Source organism: Helicobacter macacae MIT 99-5501, assembly GCF_000507845.1.
Classification (GTDB): domain Bacteria; phylum Campylobacterota; class Campylobacteria; order Campylobacterales; family Helicobacteraceae; genus Helicobacter_B; species Helicobacter_B macacae.
Window position 1 is genome coordinate 1569361 of record NZ_KI669454.1, and the last position, 20645, is coordinate 1590005.

Genomic DNA, 20645 nt, shown 5'->3' on the forward strand with positions numbered 1-20645 from the left:
GCTTGCGCTCAATATGACAAATAAAATATTTACAATACGGTAAAAAAAAATAAAACGCTTAAATATAGCAAAAAGTGAATGCTATTACTTTGGACGCTTGAAATCTTTGTTTTAGAGAATCTCACATTGACAAAGTTTGAGGAATCTTAGTTGCAGGAATCTCACAGCAAATAGTTAGCAAAGACACTTGTGAGATTCCTCATTTACAAATAGTAATGACTAGCGATGATATGTAGCCTTACGCGCTTAGTTGCTCTGTGAGTGCCTCCACTTGCTTGGCGCAAAACCTACCGCCACTAGCAAAATCATCTCTTATCACACTATCAAGCACTAGGGCAAGCTCCAAAGCCTCATCTAGACTGAAGTGCGTGCTAGAGTTTTCTCCACTAGATTTTAGTGTGGCGAGTTTCTCACAAGCGTTTTTGATACTATCGCTAGCCTCATTTACAAGTGCGATTTCCTCTATCTCGCACAAGTCATACTTGCTATCACAAACCTCATAATCCCTGCTTAAATCATCTAGCTTGGCGCAATCAATACTGCTAGATTCTCTAGCAAGTGAGACAAAATCAACTATGGCTTTGTGCGCTTCATAGCATTGTGCCTCTAGCTGATATATAGCATCTATGAAGTTGTAGATGTTTTCTCCTCTATCCCATAGCCCATCAGCTTCATCTTGCTGCTCATTATCCAAAAATCCCAAATCAAAGCGACTATGCTTTGCTAGGGTAAATTCTGCTTCTTTGATGAGTGCAGGGGCTAGCTTTTTCTCGCCCAAATGCTTACAAACACTCTTGCGGGCAATCTCATTTGTCATTGTTAGTATTTTGCCCTGCTTGCAATGCCCATAAAAAGGCTCATCAAATATCTTTTCATAGCCTTTTGCCACCCACTCACTAGCGGTATCTAGCGCATTTGAGACTGCCTTGCCTGCTTCTTGTATGGCTAATTCTTTGTAGTCCAAAAACTCATTCTCTGGCTTTGCTTTTTGACTATCTAGATGCTGTTTTATCTTGTAGCCTGCATAGCCCACACCTGCTAGGGTCGCTGTGCCCAAAATGAAACGAGTAAATTTTGACATTTTTTGCTCCTTGCAAAAGTAGATTTGCAATGCTTCCTCTTACCTGCGGCTTTTGCACAAGATTTTGCATTTTACGCTTTTTTAGTTTTGCTCTTTGGCTTTTTGCAAGCGTTTATATGCTTTTGCACATTTGCTTTAGGCGAGATTTGACATTTGCAAGTGGGATTTTACTCTTTGGTAGCGACAGCATTTGTCGTGCGTATATATTCTGCAAGCATTTTTTGAAGTTTTTTGTGGAGTTTTATGGGGGATATGATTTGAGCGTGGGGAAGCCAAGACTTGACAAAGTTTAGCACTTCATCATCAAAGGCATATCGCATTTCTAGGGTAAGATTTTCATAGCTATCTTTTAGGACACAAAAATTTGGTGGGAGATTTTTGCGCAAAAAATGTGTCCTAGCTTTTGGCGTAAGCAAGAGGATTTGAGCGGTTTTGGGGGTGGGGGTAAAGTAGGTGGTAGAGTTGTAGTTAGATTTTAGGAGTTTTGCGACTTTTTGACTAGGGATAAATGGCTTTTTGGTGTCGATTAGATTTTGGATTTTGGATAGAGTGAAGTGCTTTAGCTTACCTGATTGGCTTGCTAGCAGATACCAAACCCCCTCAATATGCAAAAGCCTATAAGGCTTGACAATGCGGGGCTTTAGCGCATAATCAAACTGAAGTATGTGCTTGCACTCTATTGCTTCTCTAAGATTTTCAAAAATCTGTGCTTGAGGTTTTTCAAAATGCCCTTTTGCGATTTGCAAGGACTTTTGCTCTTGGCTTAGAAGCTGGGAGATAAAAAACTCATCTAGCTGGGGATACAAAGACTCTATACCGCTGATAGTGGCAAATCGCTTTATATATTTGGGACTCGCCCCCCCCCCCCCCCCGATTTAGCGAAAGGGCGTCTATCTCATAAACTCCGCGTTGGTGCTGAAGCGGGAGATGTCTAGCGATAGTCTGCAAATCTCGCTGAATAGTGCGAACAGAAGTGCTAAACTCACTAGCTAGCTCCTCAACACTGATAACTGCTCCGTCATAGAGATTTTTTAGGATTATGATGATTCTAGTGGCGGTGTTGTCTTTTGTGCATTTTTGATTTTTTGTGATTTTTATCTCTTTTGCATTTTTTGTAGGTGTTTTCAAGTTTTGGAGCCTTGTCTTGGGTTTTGTGGGGATTTCATTTTTTGTGATTTTGACTATGTGTAGTTTTTGGATTTTTGCAAGAATCTTGTTATATATTTTTGTGTAGTTTTTTTGTATGGATTTTTTCTAGTTTATGTGTAAATGCTTTTATTTGCTTGATTATCTGCGCAGGGGATAAGAGAAAACCTTTTGCTAGAATCTACTATTTATTATGGTTTTACTGATTGTAAAAAAAACTAAATTTTTGTGTCTTTACTATGCTAATCCCCCTCCAAGCTAACAAAATCTAAAAATCCTTTTTTAATAGCACATCTACCTTTAGGATAGTGATAAGCCTATCTTCTCGCTTGCCTACTCCGTCTATCATTCCACCTTGAGAATTTACCAAAGTCTCTGGCACAGGGTCGATTTCGGAGCGAGATAGCGTGATAGCCGCAGTGAGCTTGTCTATGACAAATCCTGCAAAATCATCATTTCTCTGCACGATGAGATAGCGCGTGTCTTTGTCCTGCTTTATCGCTGGTAGCCCAAACTTCAATCGCAAGTCGATAAGCGGATAGACATTTCCGCGCATATTAAACACGCCTAGCACATAGTTTGGTGTGCCCGGCACGCGCGTAAATTCTGTGGGTTTGATGATTTCTTTGACATTGAGAATCGGCACGGCAAATTCCTCATTTCCCACGACAAAGCCGATGACTTGTAGGACTTCCTCTGGCTCGGCGTTGTTGCTATCGCCTATGCTTACCGAGCTTATTTGCTTTTCTAGGACTTCTTTTATATTGTCGCTCATTTTATTCTCCTGTCGTTTCAAGGTGGATATTGCGTTTTACGACATTGACTAGATAGTCAGGGGTGTAGGGCTTGGTTATGTATTCTGTCATACCTGATTCTACGCCACGCATTCTATCAGTCTTGCTAGTCCTGCTTGTAACGGCGATAAGTGGCAAGTTTTTAAACTTATTATACTTGCGCACTTCGCTAGCAAAAGTATAGCCGTCCATTTTTGGCATCTCTATGTCTACAAGCACTGCGTCTAGAGCTTTTTCGTTGTTTTTTACAATCTCTAGTCCCTCCAAGCCATTGCTAGCTTCTAGCACAGTTACACCCAAAGTCTTTAGACATTTTTTCATTATCGCCCTATCGGTGTTGCTATCATCAATAGCTAAGACTATGTAGTCAGATGGCGAGTTTTTCACCCTTGATTGCTGGCTTTCTTCTGTTTTGCTTGTGATATTTACTTTGACATCTTTTGCCATATCCATCATCGCAGCCACATCTACAATCAGCGTGATACGGCCATCTCCTCGCACAGTCGCTCCTGCTATGCCCTGCGTGCTTTTTAGATAGTAGCCCAAAGACTTGATAACCACTTCCTCTTGCCCGATTAGATAATCCACAATGACACCGATTTTTTGCTCGGCAAGTGCGATGATTACAACATAGACTTCATTTGGCGACTCTAGCACAGAATCCACACCAAAAATATCTGTCAAGCGCACAAGAGAAAGCACCTCATCACGCAATCTTAGCACGCTCTTGCCATCTACGGTATAGATTTCATCTTGAGTGATTCGCACTGTCTCTTTGACAGATGATAGCGGTATGGCGTAGTATTCCTCTTGCGCCCCTACTAGCAGTGCTTGCAAAATCGCAAGGGTAAGTGGAATCTTTAGCTTGAAAGCCGAGCCCACGCCCTTTTCAGAATCAATCTCTATGATACCATTTAGCTTTTCGACATTGGTTTTTACCACATCCATTCCCACGCCACGACCTGATACATTGGATACAACTTTGGCGGTAGAAAATCCGGGCTTAAAGATGATATTAAACGCCTCTTTGTCGCTCATCGTGTCGGCTTCTTTTTCGCTTATCACGCCTTTTTCGATAGCCTTTTGCTTTAGCACATCGACATCTAGCCCTTTACCGTCATCGACTACTTCGATTACGATATGATTGCCCTCATTGTAGGCTTTCAAATCCACCCTACCTTGCTCTGGCTTGCCTGCTGCTTTTCTATCCTCTGGAGATTCCACGCCGTGGTCGCAAGAGTTGCGGATAATGTGAATAAGCGGGTCGCCTATCTCCTCTACGACAGATTTATCTAGCTCGGTTTCTTCCCCTGTGATGACTAACTCAATGTTTTTCTTCAAATCACGCGATAAATCTCTAACCATTCTTGGGAATTTGTTAAACACTTTGCCTACGGGCTGCATTCTTGTTTTCATCACAGCTAGTTGCAAATCCGTAGTTACGCTAGAAATAGAGGATACGACTTGGTTTAGCTCTTCTAAAAATTTCTCCCCATCATATCTCTCCTCGACATCGCCATAGATTTTGATAAGTCTATTTTTGCCAAGCACAAGCTCGCCTAGCAAGTTCATAAGCAAGTCAAGCCTGCGGACATCTACGCGAACGGTTTGCTCGACATTTGTCGCTACGCTTTTGGCTTCTGTTTTTGCTGCTGCGGCTGCTGGTTTTGCCGCAGGCTTAGGTGCGGCAGCTGGTTTTGGCGCGGCTGGCGCAGCTGGAGTGGCAGGCTTGGGTGCTGGGGCACTAGCAGCTGGGGCTGTTGGCGCTTGGACTTGCTCGGCTTGTCCGCTAGCGCGTTTTTGTGCTCGAAGCTGTTTGTCTGCTTCTTGGCGTTTTTGTAGAAGTCTAGCGATTTCCGCTTCGACTTCCTCGCTACTCATATTGGAGTAGTCCTTATCTGGCTCATCAGCAAGTGGATTACTCGCATCAGATGCTGGAGCTACTGGCTGTGCAGATTCTGCGCTTGCTGGTGGTGCAGACTCAGCAGCTGGTGCGGGTGCAGAAGCTGCAGCAGCTTCGCCACCCTCTGGGGCTGCTCCGCCTTGTGAAATAGCTTGGAGCTTTTTGACAATATCAGTAATGTCAATCCCCGCATTTGCATCCGTGCCCGAGTCTCGTATCGCTTGCAAAAGGGCTTTCATCATATCAATAGAGACAAGCACCACATCCATTACATCGGGGGTAATCTTTAGCTCCCCACGCCTTGCTTTGTTTAGGACATCTTCCATATTGTGAGTAAGCTTGGTAAGAATGTCAAAATTCAAAAACGAGCTAGAGCCTTTTATCGTGTGCGCTACACGGAAAATACGATTTAATAGCTCTAAATCCTCTGGATTTGATTCTAGCTCCACAAGGTCTTGGTCGAGCTGTTCTACCATTTCAAAGGCTTCGATTAGGAAGTCTTCCATTATCTCTTGCATATCATCCATACTATACCTCACTTTGTTTGGGTTTGGCTTCTATTGGGTTTAGCCTCTGTTACTTGGCTTGGTTTGGCGTATTCTACCAAAAAAAATTAAAAACCTACATAAACTACGATAAAAACTACGATAAAAGGCTTACAACTCCTTATTTAAGATTTGCCTTTGCTTGCCTTTTTTGCTTTTGCTACTTGATACTTAGTGGCTTCTCATTTTAAGGTTTCTTTATAATCGTTTTTATCCCACGATTTTTTTGCTATTTTAAAACCTTTTGCAAAGATTTACAAAGCAAAATCCCTTTAACAAAATCCCTTTAAGGAGATAGCACCTTTTTTATCTCCTCATAGAAATGCTCTGGCTCAAACTTTACTATATAGCCATCAGCCCCTACTATATTGCCCTTTTCCATAGTGTTTTGGTCGCAAATAGAGGAGTTAAACACGATAGGGATTTTGGAAAATCTCGTATCATTTTTTACGATATTAGCGAAGTGAAATCCATCAACCTTTGGCATTTCTATATCAGAGACAATGATTTTTAGATGTTCATTTAAGCTATTGCCATACTGCCTAAAGAGTAGCTCGATTTTTTCTTTGCCGTCCTCTCCGTCAATAGCTTCGACTATGTCAAATCCCATAGCTTTTAGGTTTTGCACTACGCGCTTTCTAGCCACACTACTATCATCTAGCACAAGCGCAATTCCGCTAAATTTCTCTTGGTCTTCCATTATTTCGATAATGTCATCGGCTTTGCGCTCATAGAAATCTAGCTCATCAATGATACTCTCCAAATCCAAAATCAAAAGCGTGTATCCGTCCTCTATGCGCGTAGTTCCCGTTACGCGCCCGCGCTCTGCGGTGCTAGAGATACTGAAGTGTGCTGGCTCGACATTGCGCCAATTTATACGGCGGATAAGTTTGACAGCATCTACGATGAATCCTATCTGTATGTTGTTAAATTCTGTGATGATGATTTTTTGGCATTTTGACTCCGCAGAAGCAGTTATGGCAGAATTTTTGCAAGAAAGACACCAATTTGCAGGGATTTCGCTAGCTGGCTTGATATTAAGCCATTTTGACAAATCCACCACAGGAATAATCACACCACGCAAATCAAACAGCCCAAGCACATAATCAGGGCTACCCGGTGCATCAAAAATCTCTGTTGGACGCTCCATCACAGACTGCACTTTTGCGACATTTATACCATAAATCCCCTCATATCTTTGCCCCTCCCTCTCCTCAAAGATTCTAAAATCTAAAAGTGCGATTTCATTAAACGCTTCTAATTGTGTCGCGCTGATTGTGTTTGCCATTGTGCTTTCTCCAAGATATTTTAAGTAAAATTCTTGCCTAAAATTTTACCAAGTTTTTGCCAAATGTTTATAGCCCAATCGCTACAAAAGCGTAAAAATCTCTCTTTGACAATAAAAAGAGGGTAAAGAAATATATTCAATATCGCCAAATTTTCCAAAACTTTGGCTAATTTTTTGCCCTATGTGAAAATGCCCCTCTATAATCCCGCTTATTTGGATTTTTTGGCTAGTGCCCTCACTCTTGCCAACGCAAATCTTGCTAGATTTTGCAATAGCATTTACATAGCATTCAACGCGCCTTTTGACAAAAGAGCAAAAGCTATCTTTTGCAAATTCTAAATGATGAATTTTTTTGGCATTTACTTTGGCATTTGCAAAGTCATAGATTTTCCCAAAGCTACAAATATCAAGTAGCTTTAGCGCGCTTAAAGTCAGCGCGGAATTCATCGCCTTTATGTAGATTTCATAGCCATTGCCGATGAAAATATCGCCGTGTGCAAGCGCGTAGATTTGCCCATCAAAGTCAAACAAAGCAGGTTGCAAAAAGCGTGGATAGATTTTCACATTTGGCAAAATGCTAGAATCAATGCCAAAATCGTGATTTCCCTCGAAATAAAACACCTCGCATTTTTGGCTAAGGGCGTTTATTTTGTCAATCAAATGGCGATTGGCACGAAGCGAACTAGGAATATGCCCGATAAACAAATCCGCAATATCGCCCATCAAAAACACTTGAGGTGGCAAATCACTCGGTGGCAAAGAAATAAAAGAATCTAGCACTTCTAGCAAGTGCAAATCCGTGCTTGCTTTGGTGTCTTTTTTTAAATCAAGTGCGGATTCTGCGCTTTTTTTGGGGCTAGATTCTATGCTAGATTTTGGGCTAGATTTTGCTACAAAGTCTAGCATAGATAAATCCCCTCCACAATCCCCACCGCCACGATAATGAGAATCCGCGATAAACACCGCACCGCGCTTTAGACACAAAAGCATCTTATCCAAAAGCATCTTATCTGCGTGATACATAATCACTAGATTCTCCCCTTAAAACTGCCCTAATTTTTACTTTTTTAGCGGTGGTCATCAAAATGCTTTGAGCCAAGCACAAAAGCGCAAGCCAAAAGCAAAAGACATATCAAAAAATTCTCATCCATTTTTTACCCTAAATAATTCTATTTTAATGATTTTCTTTGCAAACGCTACCAAAATCTTTAAGCCCTAGTCTTTGAAATCTTTTATACTCTAAAGTTGTCGCTAGAGTTTTTGCCAAAGTTTTTGCATTGTAGCCAAAAAGTCGTAAAAATTCACAAATTTGCCAAAAAGACATAAAATTTTAGTCAAATTTTTCCTATAATTAGGGCTTAATTTTTTGGATTTTTTAGATTTTGATTCCCTACCCTACCTTAAAAAGGCTTAAGCAAAATGCGCGGTTTTAAGATTTTTAGTGGCAATGCCCACGCGGAGTTTAGCACAGAGTTTGCCAAGCACCTTGATGTGATGCTTTCATCAATCAGTATAAATCGCTTTAGTGATGGCGAAATAAGCGTGCAGATAAATGAATCTGTGCGTGGCAAAGATGTGTTTATCATTCAGCCTACTTGCCCACCGACAAATGACAACCTTATGGAATTGCTAATAATGAGTGATGCCTTTAAGCGAAGCTCAGCTAGCTCTATCACCGCAGTGATTCCATACTTTGGCTATGCTAGACAAGATAGAAAAGCCGCCCCAAGAGTGCCTATCACTGCCAAGCTCGTAGCAAATCTTATGCAAACAGCAGGCATTGATAGAGTCATCACTATGGATTTGCACGCGGGGCAGATTCAAGGGTTTTTTGACATTCCTGTGGACAATCTATATGGCTCAATCGCGTTTTATGACTATGTGCGAGGCAAAAGGTTTGAAAACCCAATCATCGCTAGTCCAGATGTCGGTGGTGTGCCTAGAGCACGCTACTTTGCCAAGCGACTAGGCTGTGAGCTAGTCATCGTAGATAAGCGCAGGGAGAGGGCTAATGAAAGTGAAGTGATGAATATCATAGGCGATGTGGAGGGCAAAAATGTCATATTAGTCGATGATATGATAGACACCGCAGGAACTATGTGCAAAGCAGCAAAAGCACTCAAAGAAAAAGGTGCGGTTTCAGTCATAGCACTTGGCACACACCCTATTTTGAGCGGTGGAGCACTAGAGCGCATAGAGCAAAGCGAGCTAGATGAAGTAGTCGTTAGCAATTCCATACCTTTGGCAAAAAAATGTGATAAAATCACAAGTCTAAATGTCGCACCGCTATTTGCAGAAGTGGTAAGGAGAATCTACCACAACGAAAGTGTAAATTCATTATTTATATAGTTTTTGGTTTGTGCTAGTTTGGTGTTTTATGTTTTGATTGTGCGCTAGAAGTTTTTACACATTGTGATAACGCACCATTTTTAGCCATTTAGCCATTTTCAATTACACAAAAGCAAAATATACAAAGCAAAATACAAAAAAGGAAAGACAAGTGATTTTTGAGCACGAAATCCCAGAGGGCACAAAACTCTACTTTGGCAAGTCAGCGCGAATCAAACGCGAGCTAGAATCTTATGCTTGCGAAGTGTTTAGCAACAACGGATTTGAGGAAATCGTTACGCCTTATTTTTCTTACTTTGAGCATCAGCAAAATATCGGCGATAGGCGCATTATCCGCCTAAATAGCCAGAACAATCATCAAATTTCTTTGCGCTATGATTCTACGATTGATACGATAAGAATCCTTACCAAACGGCTAGGTAGAGCGATAAACCACCAAAAATGGTTTTATATCCAGCCTGTGTTTAGCTACCCTACAAATGAGATTTACCAAATCGGCGCAGAGTGCCTAAATCCTAGCAATTTCACGCAAGTTATCGGGCTATGTTTGCAGATTTTGGATAAATTCTCGCTACAATCCCACTTGCAAATAAGCAACACCAAAATCTTGCAGCTATGCCTTGCAGAAATGGAGCAAAGCCTAGAATCTTTTAGTTCACTTTGCTTAGAAGAGATTGTCAAAAAAGCTCCTTTTATGCAAGATATTGTGCGCATTTCTAGCATAGAGGATTTGGCAAGCTACACAGCAAATGCACCGATGTTTTTGAAGCTAGAGTGCGAGAGGTTGCTTGATAAAGCGAAGTCTTGTGAGTATCCTCGCACGCTTATTTCCCCGCTAGAGCGCACAATGGTGGCGTATTATGATGACATTGTGTATAAGGGATTTTCGCAAAATAGTATTCTGTTTTTGGGCGGGAAGTATAAAATCCAAGATTGCCTTTGCGGAGGTGTAGGAATCTATGAAGACAATGTCATAGCCAAAATCCTAAAAGGCAATTAAAACTAACTAGGCTTTTTGCTAAATTTTTTAGATTGCTAAAATCCTACCAAATCCGTTGGCAAATGCTTTTGCAACAAAGACAAGCTAAACAAATCAAAACCGAACTAAGCAAAATCTAAATTCTAGCTTTGCGCGGTGTTGCTTTGTGCAATCGTTTTGCCCTGCAAATGAGGCGTATAGACATACGCCGCAGTGAAGCAGAGCAAAAGGATTACGCAAATGAATACCCAAAGGCGAATTTTCTTAAGGAGAGTAAATGGCAGATTTAATCGTAGGCATCCAATGGGGCGATGAAGGCAAAGGCAAAATAGTCGATGCTCTCGCAAAAGATTATGACTTTGTCGTGCGCTATCAGGGCGGACACAACGCTGGACACACCATTGTCGTGGGCGAGAAAAAATACGCCCTGCACCTAATCCCATCAGGCGTGATTACTCCGCATTGCAAAAATATCATCGGCAATGGAGTAGTCATCGACTTACAAGCACTGCTAGATGAGATAGAGCAATTTGGCGATTTGCAAGGGAGGTTGTTTATCTCTGATAGGGCGCATTTGATTTTGCCTTTTCATCAAGAGCGCGACATTATGAGCGAAGCAGAGTCCAAAACAGCCATAGGCACGACAGGCAAAGGCATAGGTCCCACCTACTGCGACAAAGTCGGCAGAATCGGTATTAGAATGTGTGATTTGCACGATTTGGACGCGCTAGAGTCTCGCATTTTGGAGCGCAAAGACTTAGAAGAGAGACAGACAAAATCCATTATGAAGCTACTAAAGCACACCGCGCATAAGATTTTGCCATTTATCGCTGATACTGCAAGTATGCTTTGGCAAGCGCAAAAAAATGGGCAAAAGATTTTGCTTGAGGGTGCGCAAGGCAGTATGCTAGATATTGACCACGGGACTTATCCATTTGTAACTAGCTCTACAACGATTGCTTCTGGTGCTTGTAGCGGGAGTGGCTTGCCACCAAAGGCAGTGCAAAAAGTCATCGGCATTTGCAAGGCTTACTGCACGCGCGTGGGAAATGGCGCATTTCCTAGCGAGGAGTTTGGCGAGATAGGAGAGCTTTTGCGAAAAAAGGGTGCGGAGTTTGGCACGACTACGGGCAGAGCTAGACGGTGTGGGTGGTTTGACGCAGTAGCTGCAAGATACGCTTGCAATCTAAACGGTTGCGATGAACTCGCACTAATGAAGCTAGATGTGCTTGATGGATTTGAGGAAGTCAAAGTCTGCGTAGGCTATGAATACAGAGGACAAAAAATCGACTATGTCCCAAGCGATTTGGATAACACAAAGCCTATCTATGAGACTTACGCAGGGTGGAAGAGTAGCGCAGATACCACAAAATACGATGAGCTAGAGCCAAACGCACAAAGCTACATAAACGCTCTAGAGAAATTAGTCGGTGTGAAAATCTCTATCATATCCACAGGTGCAGACCGTAGCAAAAGCATTTATCGCTAAAATGTGCTACAATGGTTATTGATTTTTGGGTTGTTGATTTTTGATTTTCTTTTGATTGTTTGGGATTTTTGCATTGGTTTAGAATCAAAATAAAGGAGCGAGATGAAAACTCCATTTGACGCGCTTGTGCTAGCACAAAAAAAGCGACTTGAAGCAAAAGAGCTAGAAATACTCCGCACAAACAACCAAATCGCCGCGCAATATGCCAAAATCGATGAACTCCAAATCGCCCTCTCTCAAGTCATTTACCCAAAAGAGGGAGATTTCTCTCTTTTCCTCAAAACAAACGCGCAAAAAAAATCCCTAATCAACGACATAGACACGCATCGCACGCACATATCCACCCTCAAAGCCGAGCTAAAATCCCTCCAAGAACAGCGCAGAATCATCTACATAGAATACGAAAAATACAAGCACATACAAGAGCGAGAGAAAGAAAAAATCCTATCCGAGCTAAAAAGAGCAGAATCCAAAAACCTTGACGAAATCGCCCTACTACTTTATAACAACCCCATACAAAAGGAAATGATATGACAAGCATATTTGCAACAGCAAGCCTTGCAAAAGCAAGCATAGCAAACCACGCCACAGAGAGTTTTGCCACAGAGAGTTTCACAAAAGCAAGCCTTGCAAAAAGTGTCGCAAAAGTAAGCCCCACAAATAGCAAAATAGCCCTTTTATTGTTGCTAGCGTTTTTGCTAGCACTTCATCAGCCTATCCTATCAGCACCCCAAAGCACGCCAAACGCGAAAAATACAAACACCCAAAATGCAAATGAGATTTTGCAATGCAATGCGATATTTGAAGCACGAAAAGGCGAGATAAAAGACTCCCTAAGAGAGCTAAACGAAAAAATGCAAAATCTCGAAGTCTATCGCAACGCCACACAAAATCTAATCGAGCAAAAGCAAGCCCAGCTAAAGCTCCAAGAGCAAGCCCTCCAAGCCAAAATCAAAGAAGCACAAGCAAGACAAAAGCAAGCCCTAGACAAAGTCGCAGCCCAAAAAAAGTCCATAGAGGAGCTAATCGCAAAAAACGAGGAGATTTTGCAACAAATACAGAGCACCTCCGCTTCAAAGGTGGCAAAGACTTTCTCTGGTATGAAAGACTCCAAAGCCGCGCCCATACTTGCCGAGCTAGATGATGATGAGGCAGCAGAGATTCTCACCGCACTCACGCCTAGCGAAGCCTCCAAAATCCTTGCCAAAATGGACGCTAAGCGAGCCGCAGAGCTAACCAAAGTCATCGCAAAAGGACCACCCTATAAGAAAAAAGATGACAAAAAAGAGCCCACTAGCCAAGTCCCCGGACAAAATCCACAAGAAAGCCAAGAAGATGAAAAAGCACAGCTAAAATTCCAAGAAAACGGCGGTTTTTGAAAGCAAATCTATCATACAGAGCCTGCATACCTATTGCATAATATTGAGCTTATATATTTGAGTATTTGGCTTGCATAACTTAAAGTGTTGGATACATTATCCAAGTAAGTATTAAGCACATTATGCAAAAAATCTTAAATCTACCCCCTTATCATTCCCAAACACACAACCCAAAGTATCCATTCCCTTAGCGCAAATGTAGTCAAACCAATTGCTCTCCCCCTCCCTTAGCACGAGGGGGATTAAGGGGGTGGGTATAGGCATTTGATAAGCGAGGAATAGGCTTTGGGTTTTAAGGGTTTTTGAGAGGGTGGGTTCTTTTAGATTCTTATGTATTCGTCATTGCGAGCATTTGGAATACTAATTCCAAATGCGTGGCAATCTATAAACCTGCACAAATCAAAAACACCGATTCCAAAAAATCCTACACTTTGCACGAAAATCACACATATCACCCAAAATCCACAAAAAACCTCACAAAAGACATAGATTGCCACGCAAGTCTTGCGACTTGCTCGCAAAACAAGGCGAAGCCGAAGTTTCTTTAGTAATGACGGACAAATGGCGCACAATGCAAAGTCAGCATACAATGACGAATCTTTCCACACTTTTGCTAACGCAAAAGATACCCACCCCCAAACCCCCTCCGCAGAGGGAGGGGGCTTTTGAAGTCGCACCCCACGCGCACAATGCAAAATCTGCAGTTTGTCATACTACAATCCCTCGTCATACTTAAGCGAAGCGAAGTATCTCAAACAAACTTCTTAAATTGTCATACTACAACTTTTTGTCATACTTAAGGGTGTAGCCCGAAGTATCTCAAAAGATTCTGCGGATAATGCAAAATCAAGTAGGGATATTTCGGTTTCTACGAAACCTCAATATGACAATGCAGGTGGGCACAATGTAATTTTCCCCTCCATTGTAGGTGGCAATTCTACTTATTCCCCCTCCCTTGCGAGAGACAACCTCACGAGTTCCCCCTCCCTTGCGGAGGGGGCTAGGGGGTGAGTAATAAAAAATACACAAAACCACAATAAATACCGACACATATCCACACACATTTTTATCATTATTTTCCACCACTCATTTTTCTCATTACTCATAGAATCTCCTCTTTTTTTTCTTACCACTTTTACCGCTTTTTATCATTCCCTATAAAATCTCCTCTATTTTCTTACCACTTTTTATTATCTCTAATCGTTTTTTCCTCATCATTTTTCTCATTTTCCACCACTTCCCCCCACTTTTTCATCGTTTTTTTTTTTTTTTTTGGAGTTTGTCAAATCGCATAAATACACTTGATTCCCTATATTTGCACTCATTTTACGCTACGATTTGTAAAAATTTACAAAAATTTTACACCACTTAAGGAATATTTAAGAAATATTTGTTTATCATTTATTTACTTTTTCATTTGACAAAGTAATCTCGCCAAACCAAAATCTAAAAAAGCGAGATTTTACACGAAAGGAGATGCAAAATGAAAAAAGCAAATTTCAATGTGATTGAGACAACTATCACACAACGAGAGAGAGAGAGAGAGAGAGTAGCTCACGCTTAAGTGGAATCTCAATCAGTTCCCCCTCCCTTGCGAGAGACAACCTCACGAGTTCCCCCTCCCTTGCGAGTGGGCTAAATCCAATCAGTTCCCCCTCCCTTGCGGAGGGGGCTAGGGGGTGGGTAGATACCACCTCCGCACTTCAAGCAAGGCTGGCAACTGCTAACGCAAAAGATACCCACCCCCAAACCCCCTCCGCAAGGGAGGGGGCTTTTAAAATCGCTAACAGCGCAACCCAACAAACCAGCCCAAGCAAATCCCGTAAGCTAGCCCTATCTCTAGCCACTGCTAGCATTCTAGCTAGTGGTGCTCTAGACATCGCTGCAGCGGCTTGTCAGTGGGCTGAGGACTGGGCTCAAGGCGATGCCAACTCAAATAAAGTAGGACGCTACAATAAAATTACCTGCACAGGCTCTAACTCTGCTACATATATGTCTCAACAAATGGGTTCAACCTCTTATGCTTGGAATGGCTACTACCGCGAAACAAGGTGGTATCTACAAGGTGCTATCACGGGCGATACCGTAACGGCGTCTTTTTCTAGCGAGCGATTCCCCACAGGCGAAATCGCCAATCAACGACAATGGGAAAAAGCCTACTTCTATCAAGGAGTGTTTTTTCAAGGACTAAATGCTAGAAACACAAAAATTCAACTCACAAATAAAAATAGCAATGTCCCATTATTTGAGGTAAATTCACAAAACTCAAACATAAAAGAGCTAGAGGTGCAAGGCAATGTCAGTAGAAATATCACTATCAATAGCTCAAATATCGGCACGATTACTACCTCTGCTGCAAATACCGCTTATGATATGAGTATAGGCTCTGCCTCAAGTATCTCTAGCCTAAGCATCGGCAGCAATCTAAACACGCTTACCATAGATGGTGGCTCTGTCATCGGTAGTAAGCTAGCTGGCTCTGGCACTATCGGCACGCTAAATCTAGGTGCTAGAAACCAAGCAGGCTCTGCCTCTATCGCAGATACAGACTTCTCTAGCTCTACTATCGGCACGCTAAATATCCTAAGCTACTCACTTCAGCTAGGAAATACCACAGGCACTACCATAACAGCTGGACAAGGACAAATCAAAGTAGGAGCTAACACCGTAGTAGGTGTAGCTACAGCTGGTATCACTGTAACTAGAAAACCAGGAGACACCGTAACAGCAAATAAAATCTACTACTTCAATGACCTCATAAGTGGTGCTAAAAATAGCTTTAACCTCACTACAAATCACGTAAGAGCTGGCTCTGGATTTAATATGAATCTCGTTAGCAGTGGTGGTAGGCAAGGATTTATCATCGTAGCGGATGCTTCTACGACTTATGGTGCGAGTATGTATCGCTCTCTAGCGATGAGCAATATGCGCAGAAACGCTATGACTCAAAATATCCTAAACACAATGACAACTAAGACATTCCATAGCGATAGGTATTACAATCAAGAAGTAGAACTTCGCTTGCTTCAGTATGATTTGTCTAGGCTTACAAATCGCTCTAGCAAATTCTCAAAAACCACACGCAAAAATCAAAGCAAAGTCGATAAAGTGCGTGAAAAAATGGCAAAGCTAACTTTGGAGCAATCTAAAGGGCAAAATCTAGATAAGGGCTATAATAACTTTGAAGTCATAGACCAACTAGATGCTATCTTTATCCCCTACACAGGTAGGCGAGATTGGCGTTTCTTTGCACTTCCTTATGCTAGCAATACTTGGGGCTATCTAGGAAATGCTGAAACGATAGAATGGGCTGGTGGTGCGCTATTTGGCGTGCAGCGAAACCTAAGGGCAGCTGGAATCTTTGGCGGCTATCTAGGATATGAGTTTGCAAATACAAAAACACAAACAGCTGGTGCAGATACTACCATACAAAGTAACTCACTCCAAGCAGGGCTAAACTACTTCAAAACCTTTGCGATTACTTCTAAGCTATGGGAAGGGTTTATCAAAGCAAATGTGAGAGGTGGAGTGGATTTACCAAGAATTGATTTTGGTAGTGGTAGCAGACTAAAGCTAGAGAGTGATACCAAAGGTGTGAGCTTGCCACTAATGTGGAATATCGGTGCAGAAGTCGCTGGCGGGATTACATTTTATCAGTTCAAACGCAATAGCTATGTAGCACCTGAAGTAAGCCTAAGCTATGATATGCTATCCACCCTAGCAGCAAAAACACTAAAAGAGCAAATATATGTCGGTAGTGCAATGACTCCCGGAAACGATGAGTTTTATAACGCATTTTATTGGCATTTACCACAGCTAGGTGCTAGTGTGCGCTACTACAAAATGTGGGGCAATACTTTCCGCACAAACCTAAAAGTAGGGCTAAAGTATAATATGCTAAATAAGCAAGATGTAACCGTTACGCTTAAAGCACATAGAGACAATATCGCTGGTGGTAGCAAATACGGCGGAGAGGAGAATGCTACAAATGCTATCACACTCCCTGCAGTGTATGGAAACCTAGCATTTGACTTTATCTGGATGATAAAGAAAAACCACGAACTTAGCTTTGGCTATGATGGGCTATTCTATGCAAGCACATTTAGCAAGGATAGGTTTAATGTCAAAACAGATGATTGGTTTAATGGTGTAACCACTACGCTAAACTTCAAATACGCTTATTGGTTTGGTGGCTCTGACTATGTAACTGACAAAGACGGAAATGCAGTCTCTCGCTCCATAGCAGAGGGCAAGAAGTCCAAAAAAGGCAAGAAGTCTTCTAAGTCTAAAAAGTCCAAGAAGTCTAAGAAAAAAGTCTATTACATTGATGGGTAAGTGGGCTTGCAAAATAGCATAAGGACTTTTTGTAGGCAACACTGTATAATTCCCCCTCCCTTGCGAGTGCGGGCAAGCAAATTATTTCCCCCTCCCTTGCGGAGGGGGATTAAGGGGGTGGGCATATTGCATAGATTGAGTAAGTTAGCTTTGTATCGTTGGTAAGTGGGCTTGATTTAGTAGCCATTTGGTAAGGGGGACTTAGTAGGTGAAAGTATTTGTCATACTTAAGGGCTTTTAAGCCCGAAGTATCTCAAATCATTCTACTATTTGTCATACTGAGCGTAGCGAAGTATCTCAAGTAAAACAAAAAGAGATATTTCGCTACGCTCAGTATGACAAAGTAATTGGAAGCAATCTTTAAGATTCCCCCTCTCTTGCAAGTGAGGGCAAGCAAATTATTTCCCCCTCCCTTGCAGAGTTACCGCTCTCTTAATCCCCCTCCCTTGCGGAGGGGGTTAGGGGGTGGGTTCTTTTTTGTCATTGCGAGCAAATGCGCTAGCATTTGCGTGGCAATCTATAATGCCGACATTATAAGACGAAGTTTTGCCATTGCGAGAATTTGCGCTAGCAAATTCGTGGCAATCTATGTCTTTGCCTTTACTTTTATGGATTGCCACGCACACTTCGCTTGCTCGCAAAACAAGCGTAGCGCAGTTTCTTTAGTAATGACGGAAGTGTTTGCGTTTGCTTTGTTGGCAATGGAAATATTTGCATTGCTTGCAGTTGCCGACTTTACTTGAGAAGCGGAGGTAGTATCTACCCACCCCCAAACCCCCTCCGCAGAGGGAGGGGGCTTAAATAAGCCAAACACCATTTTGAGATTTATCAAAACTTATCAAACACTCTTATCAAAGAGCACCAAAACTTCGCCAAAACAATTCACCAAACTTCTACCAAAACCCTCCGCTAAAATCCCTCATCAAGTATCTTTTTTGCATTTGATATGTCTTTTTGGATTTGGGATTTTAGCAAGTCAAGCGTGTCAAAGTGTCGATTCTCGCGCAGTTTTTGGACAAATTCTATTTCTATTGCACCCTCTTTGTAGTCCTTATCTTGCAAAAATTCTGCAAAGTCTTCTAATATATGACTTTCAATAGCAAAACACCCATCTGTGCTAAGTCTTTGCCCTATGAAGCTCACAGAGTTTGCGCCATTTGTGCGCGTGGCATACACGCCATTTGAGGGCAGGACATAGCCATTTGTGAGTGCGTTTATCGTAGGGAAAAGCTCTTTAGAGCCTATGCCCTGCCCTTTTGTGGTTTTGCATTTTAGCTTGTAGCACCACCCTAACATCGCATTTGCTATGGCGATGTCCCCGTGCATTATCAAATCCTTTATCACGCTAGAATGTAGCGGAATCTCATTGTGGCTTACCTTTGGCACGATAGTGATTTTTGGCACTCTTGCAGGAGAATTTGCGCTAAATAGCCTTTGTAAGTCCTCCGCACCAAATGCGCGATTTTTGCCAAAAGCAAAATCATAGCCCACCACGATATGCCTAAGATTTGGCAATAGATTTTGCACTAATGCCACAAACTCCCCACCGCTTAGCTCACGCACACTATCCAAATCAAGCACAAACACATTGCCAACCATCCTAGATAGTCGCTCATACCTATCATCTAGCGAGGTTAGATACTCGCTAGAGTGCGTATCTATGATGATAGTAGCGCACTCCTCTTTAGAAACAAAGGCAAAATCTACAACCGTGCTAAGTAGCTTTTGGTGTCCCAAGTGCAAGCCATCAAACTTCCCGATAACAATGCTTGAGATAGAATTATCTTTGGATATGGACAAAAAATTCTGCATTGCCTTGCTTTCCTTTGATATGAGATTTGGCACTATGCCTTATGCAAAATCCCCTTTGTATCAGCATTTCTCTAAATCCTGCTAGATTCTCCTCAATGAGATTTTGCTCTTTTAGCACGCCTTTTTTGTTACGCTTTGCTTGTGTGCCAACTTCAAATTGTGGCTTATATAGCAATATCATCTCATCGCTTAGCACCTCCAATGAATCAAAAATCTTCCCTAGCCCGATGAAGCTGACATCACACACAAGCAAATCAAATGGCTTGGTTGATTTTGTCTGTGTAAGTAGTGTCGGTAGTGATAGCGATGTCGGTGCTGGTTGTGGCTGTGGTGCTGATTTTGGCTGTATTGGTGGCGTTAGATTTCTTTGCGTTGCCTCATTTGCTTCAAAATCTAGGCTTTGCCTTTTTGATTCTTGCTTGGTGCATTGCTTATGGCTTTCATCACATTGCCCATCATTATATTTGACTTCATATCGCTTAGCAAACTCTCTCACATCGCAGTTTTCAAACGCCTCTATACGCGGGTGTGATTTTAGCTTGCTATGAAGCTGATTGCTCCCCACATCTACGCACACCACACGGCTAAACCCAAACTCTAGCAAAATCTGGCTAAACCCCCCACGCGAAGCACCTATATCCACCGCTATCTTTCCTGCGCCAAAATCCCTATCCACCCCCAAATCCTCCAAAAATCCCTTTAGCTTAAAAGCCGCCCTTGAGACATACGCGCTATCCTTTGCTACCACCAAGTGAGAAGACAAATCCAAATCTTTATCCACGATAAACGCTGGCTTTGTGATAGTGGAGTTATCTAAGCGGACAAATCCCGCTTTTATCGCTTCGCTAGCCTTTTGACGACTATCAAAAACCCCTCCCTTTACCAACGCAATATCTAGCCTCATCGCTCAATTTCCATAGATAATCAGATAATCGAAAAAGGCAAAATATGAAAGCTAAAATCTAGCTTGTATGGCTCATCATCGACAAACACTTGCAGTTGGACATTTTTTTTATCGATTTGGTTTGATTTTTCAAAAGCGATTAGATAGCATTGCGACCACCTATTTAGCGGGCTAATGATTTCATCAAACTCATCTTTTGAGAGTTCTTTTATGTAGTGTGGGGTATGCTTTTGCCCTTTTTTGTCCTGCAAAAGAAATGAAAATCTCGCTAGATTGATTTTCTCGTGGTTTGCATCAGTGATTTCCACAAAAAAATACATTAGATTTGGATAAAAGGATTTTTCTATATCGTTTAATAAAGTGGCAAAAAACATTGTTTGGACTTGATTGTCTTTTATGACTTGAAAACTCCTTGTGGCTTGGATTTTTTTCTCTTCTAGTGTTTGGGGTGCAAAATCTCTATTTAGATAAATCGTGCAAGAGCTACACAAAAAAGCGCAGGCAAAAAGACAAAGCAGAACAAAAACATTTTTCATTAGATTTTTTCCTTTAGATTTTTTGGGCTTAGATTTTGGTTTTGTGGCTAGATTTTGGATTTGGTTGGCTTGTGGCTTTTTTACGAAAAATTTGCAAAAAATTTA

At 41.8% G+C, this 20645-nt stretch carries 23 protein-coding genes; 8 read left to right on the forward strand and 15 right to left on the reverse strand.

The window, feature by feature from the left end; all coding sequences use genetic code 11:
* Positions 1-238: 238 nt before the first annotated feature.
* The 7 genes from HMPREF2086_RS07005 to HMPREF2086_RS07035 all read right to left on the reverse strand — a co-directional run bounded on the left by HMPREF2086_RS07005 (position 239) and on the right by HMPREF2086_RS07035 (position 7780).
* Positions 239-1081, reverse strand: a complete 843-nt coding sequence (locus HMPREF2086_RS07005) for a hypothetical protein (RefSeq protein WP_023928088.1) — start codon at positions 1079-1081, stop codon at positions 239-241.
* A 167-nt stretch (positions 1082-1248) separates the two neighbouring features.
* Positions 1249-1887, reverse strand: a complete 639-nt coding sequence (locus HMPREF2086_RS07010) for a WYL domain-containing protein (protein ID WP_023928089.1) — start codon at positions 1885-1887, stop codon at positions 1249-1251.
* Positions 1868-2209, reverse strand: a complete 342-nt coding sequence (locus HMPREF2086_RS07015; RefSeq protein WP_023928090.1) for a DeoR family transcriptional regulator — start codon at positions 2207-2209, stop codon at positions 1868-1870. The genes HMPREF2086_RS07010 and HMPREF2086_RS07015 overlap by 20 nt, the downstream gene beginning before the upstream one ends.
* A 286-nt stretch (positions 2210-2495) precedes the next feature.
* Positions 2496-3002 carry a chemotaxis protein CheW gene (locus HMPREF2086_RS07020; protein ID WP_023928091.1) on the reverse strand — a complete coding sequence of 169 codons (507 nt, stop codon included), beginning with the start codon at positions 3000-3002 and terminating at the stop codon, positions 2496-2498.
* A gap of 1 nt (position 3003) precedes the next feature.
* Positions 3004-5451 carry a hybrid sensor histidine kinase/response regulator gene (locus HMPREF2086_RS07025; RefSeq protein WP_023928092.1) on the reverse strand — a complete coding sequence of 816 codons (2448 nt, stop codon included), beginning with the start codon at positions 5449-5451 and terminating at the stop codon, positions 3004-3006.
* Positions 5452-5755: 304 nt separating this feature from the next.
* The gene (locus HMPREF2086_RS07030) at positions 5756-6757 is read right to left on the reverse strand and encodes a chemotaxis protein (RefSeq protein ID WP_023928093.1); all 1002 of its coding nucleotides are present in this window, start codon (positions 6755-6757) and stop codon (positions 5756-5758) included.
* An 81-nt stretch (positions 6758-6838) separates the two neighbouring features.
* Entirely contained in the window at positions 6839-7780 is a 942-nt protein-coding gene (locus HMPREF2086_RS07035) for a metallophosphoesterase family protein (protein ID WP_023928094.1), read from the reverse strand.
* Positions 7781-8176: 396 nt separating this feature from the next.
* Between HMPREF2086_RS07035 and HMPREF2086_RS07040 the strand changes: the two genes are divergently transcribed.
* From HMPREF2086_RS07040 to HMPREF2086_RS11615, 7 genes are all read left to right on the forward strand, one after another.
* Positions 8177-9106: a ribose-phosphate pyrophosphokinase gene (locus HMPREF2086_RS07040; protein ID WP_023928095.1), complete on the forward strand. Its 930-nt coding sequence runs from the start codon at positions 8177-8179 to the stop codon at positions 9104-9106.
* A 151-nt stretch (positions 9107-9257) separates the two neighbouring features.
* Positions 9258-10106, forward strand: a complete 849-nt coding sequence (locus HMPREF2086_RS07045) for an ATP phosphoribosyltransferase regulatory subunit (protein ID WP_023928096.1) — start codon at positions 9258-9260, stop codon at positions 10104-10106.
* A 256-nt stretch (positions 10107-10362) separates the two neighbouring features.
* On the forward strand, positions 10363-11574 hold the full coding sequence (locus HMPREF2086_RS07050) for an adenylosuccinate synthase (RefSeq protein WP_023928097.1): 1212 nt from the start codon (positions 10363-10365) through the stop codon (positions 11572-11574).
* Between the two features lie 102 nt (positions 11575-11676).
* Entirely contained in the window at positions 11677-12108 is a 432-nt protein-coding gene (locus HMPREF2086_RS07055) for a flagellar export protein FliJ (RefSeq protein WP_023928098.1), read from the forward strand.
* A complete protein-coding gene (locus HMPREF2086_RS10895) occupies positions 12105-12953 on the forward strand; it encodes a MotE family protein (RefSeq protein WP_023928099.1) in 849 nt (282 codons plus the stop codon). Before HMPREF2086_RS07055 ends, HMPREF2086_RS10895 begins: the two co-directional genes overlap by 4 nt.
* A 302-nt stretch (positions 12954-13255) precedes the next feature.
* Complete coding sequence (locus tag HMPREF2086_RS11610) at positions 13256-13501, forward strand: hypothetical protein (protein ID WP_148374485.1); 246 nt, start codon at positions 13256-13258, stop codon at positions 13499-13501.
* 23 nt (positions 13502-13524) lie between these two features.
* Positions 13525-13689, forward strand: a complete 165-nt coding sequence (locus HMPREF2086_RS11615; protein WP_156921319.1) for a hypothetical protein — start codon at positions 13525-13527, stop codon at positions 13687-13689.
* Between the two features lie 205 nt (positions 13690-13894).
* Here the strand turns inward: HMPREF2086_RS11615 and HMPREF2086_RS11620 are convergent, their stop codons facing one another.
* The 3 genes from HMPREF2086_RS11620 to HMPREF2086_RS11630 all read right to left on the reverse strand — a co-directional run bounded on the left by HMPREF2086_RS11620 (position 13895) and on the right by HMPREF2086_RS11630 (position 14833).
* The gene (locus HMPREF2086_RS11620) at positions 13895-14059 is read right to left on the reverse strand and encodes a hypothetical protein (protein WP_023928100.1); all 165 of its coding nucleotides are present in this window, start codon (positions 14057-14059) and stop codon (positions 13895-13897) included.
* A 414-nt stretch (positions 14060-14473) separates the two neighbouring features.
* Complete coding sequence (locus tag HMPREF2086_RS11625) at positions 14474-14647, reverse strand: hypothetical protein (RefSeq protein ID WP_156921320.1); 174 nt, start codon at positions 14645-14647, stop codon at positions 14474-14476.
* Positions 14648-14656: 9 nt separating this feature from the next.
* Positions 14657-14833 (reverse strand): hypothetical protein, encoded by a 177-nt coding sequence (locus HMPREF2086_RS11630; protein ID WP_156921321.1) that lies wholly within the window; start codon positions 14831-14833, stop codon positions 14657-14659.
* A 124-nt stretch (positions 14834-14957) separates the two neighbouring features.
* Here HMPREF2086_RS11630 and HMPREF2086_RS07065 point away from each other — a divergent pair, with 124 nt between their 5' ends.
* A complete protein-coding gene (locus tag HMPREF2086_RS07065; RefSeq protein ID WP_148374486.1) occupies positions 14958-17288 on the forward strand; it encodes an autotransporter outer membrane beta-barrel domain-containing protein in 2331 nt (776 codons plus the stop codon).
* Between the two features lie 458 nt (positions 17289-17746).
* Here the strand turns inward: HMPREF2086_RS07065 and HMPREF2086_RS11635 are convergent, their stop codons facing one another.
* The 5 genes from HMPREF2086_RS11635 to HMPREF2086_RS07090 all read right to left on the reverse strand — a co-directional run bounded on the left by HMPREF2086_RS11635 (position 17747) and on the right by HMPREF2086_RS07090 (position 20540).
* Positions 17747-17908, reverse strand: coding sequence for a hypothetical protein (locus HMPREF2086_RS11635; RefSeq protein WP_156921322.1), 162 nt, complete (start codon positions 17906-17908; stop codon positions 17747-17749).
* Complete coding sequence (locus HMPREF2086_RS07070; protein WP_148374487.1) at positions 17875-18120, reverse strand: hypothetical protein; 246 nt, start codon at positions 18118-18120, stop codon at positions 17875-17877. Before HMPREF2086_RS07070 ends, HMPREF2086_RS11635 begins: the two co-directional genes overlap by 34 nt.
* Positions 18121-18197: 77 nt before the next feature.
* Positions 18198-19100 (reverse strand): bifunctional riboflavin kinase/FAD synthetase, encoded by a 903-nt coding sequence (locus HMPREF2086_RS07075; RefSeq protein ID WP_023928102.1) that lies wholly within the window; start codon positions 19098-19100, stop codon positions 18198-18200.
* Positions 19069-20004, reverse strand: a complete 936-nt coding sequence (locus HMPREF2086_RS10900) for a TlyA family RNA methyltransferase (protein ID WP_023928103.1) — start codon at positions 20002-20004, stop codon at positions 19069-19071. Before HMPREF2086_RS10900 ends, HMPREF2086_RS07075 begins: the two co-directional genes overlap by 32 nt.
* Positions 20005-20024: 20 nt before the next feature.
* A complete protein-coding gene (locus HMPREF2086_RS07090) occupies positions 20025-20540 on the reverse strand; it encodes a hypothetical protein (protein WP_023928104.1) in 516 nt (171 codons plus the stop codon).
* Between the last annotated feature and the right edge of the window lie 105 nt (positions 20541-20645).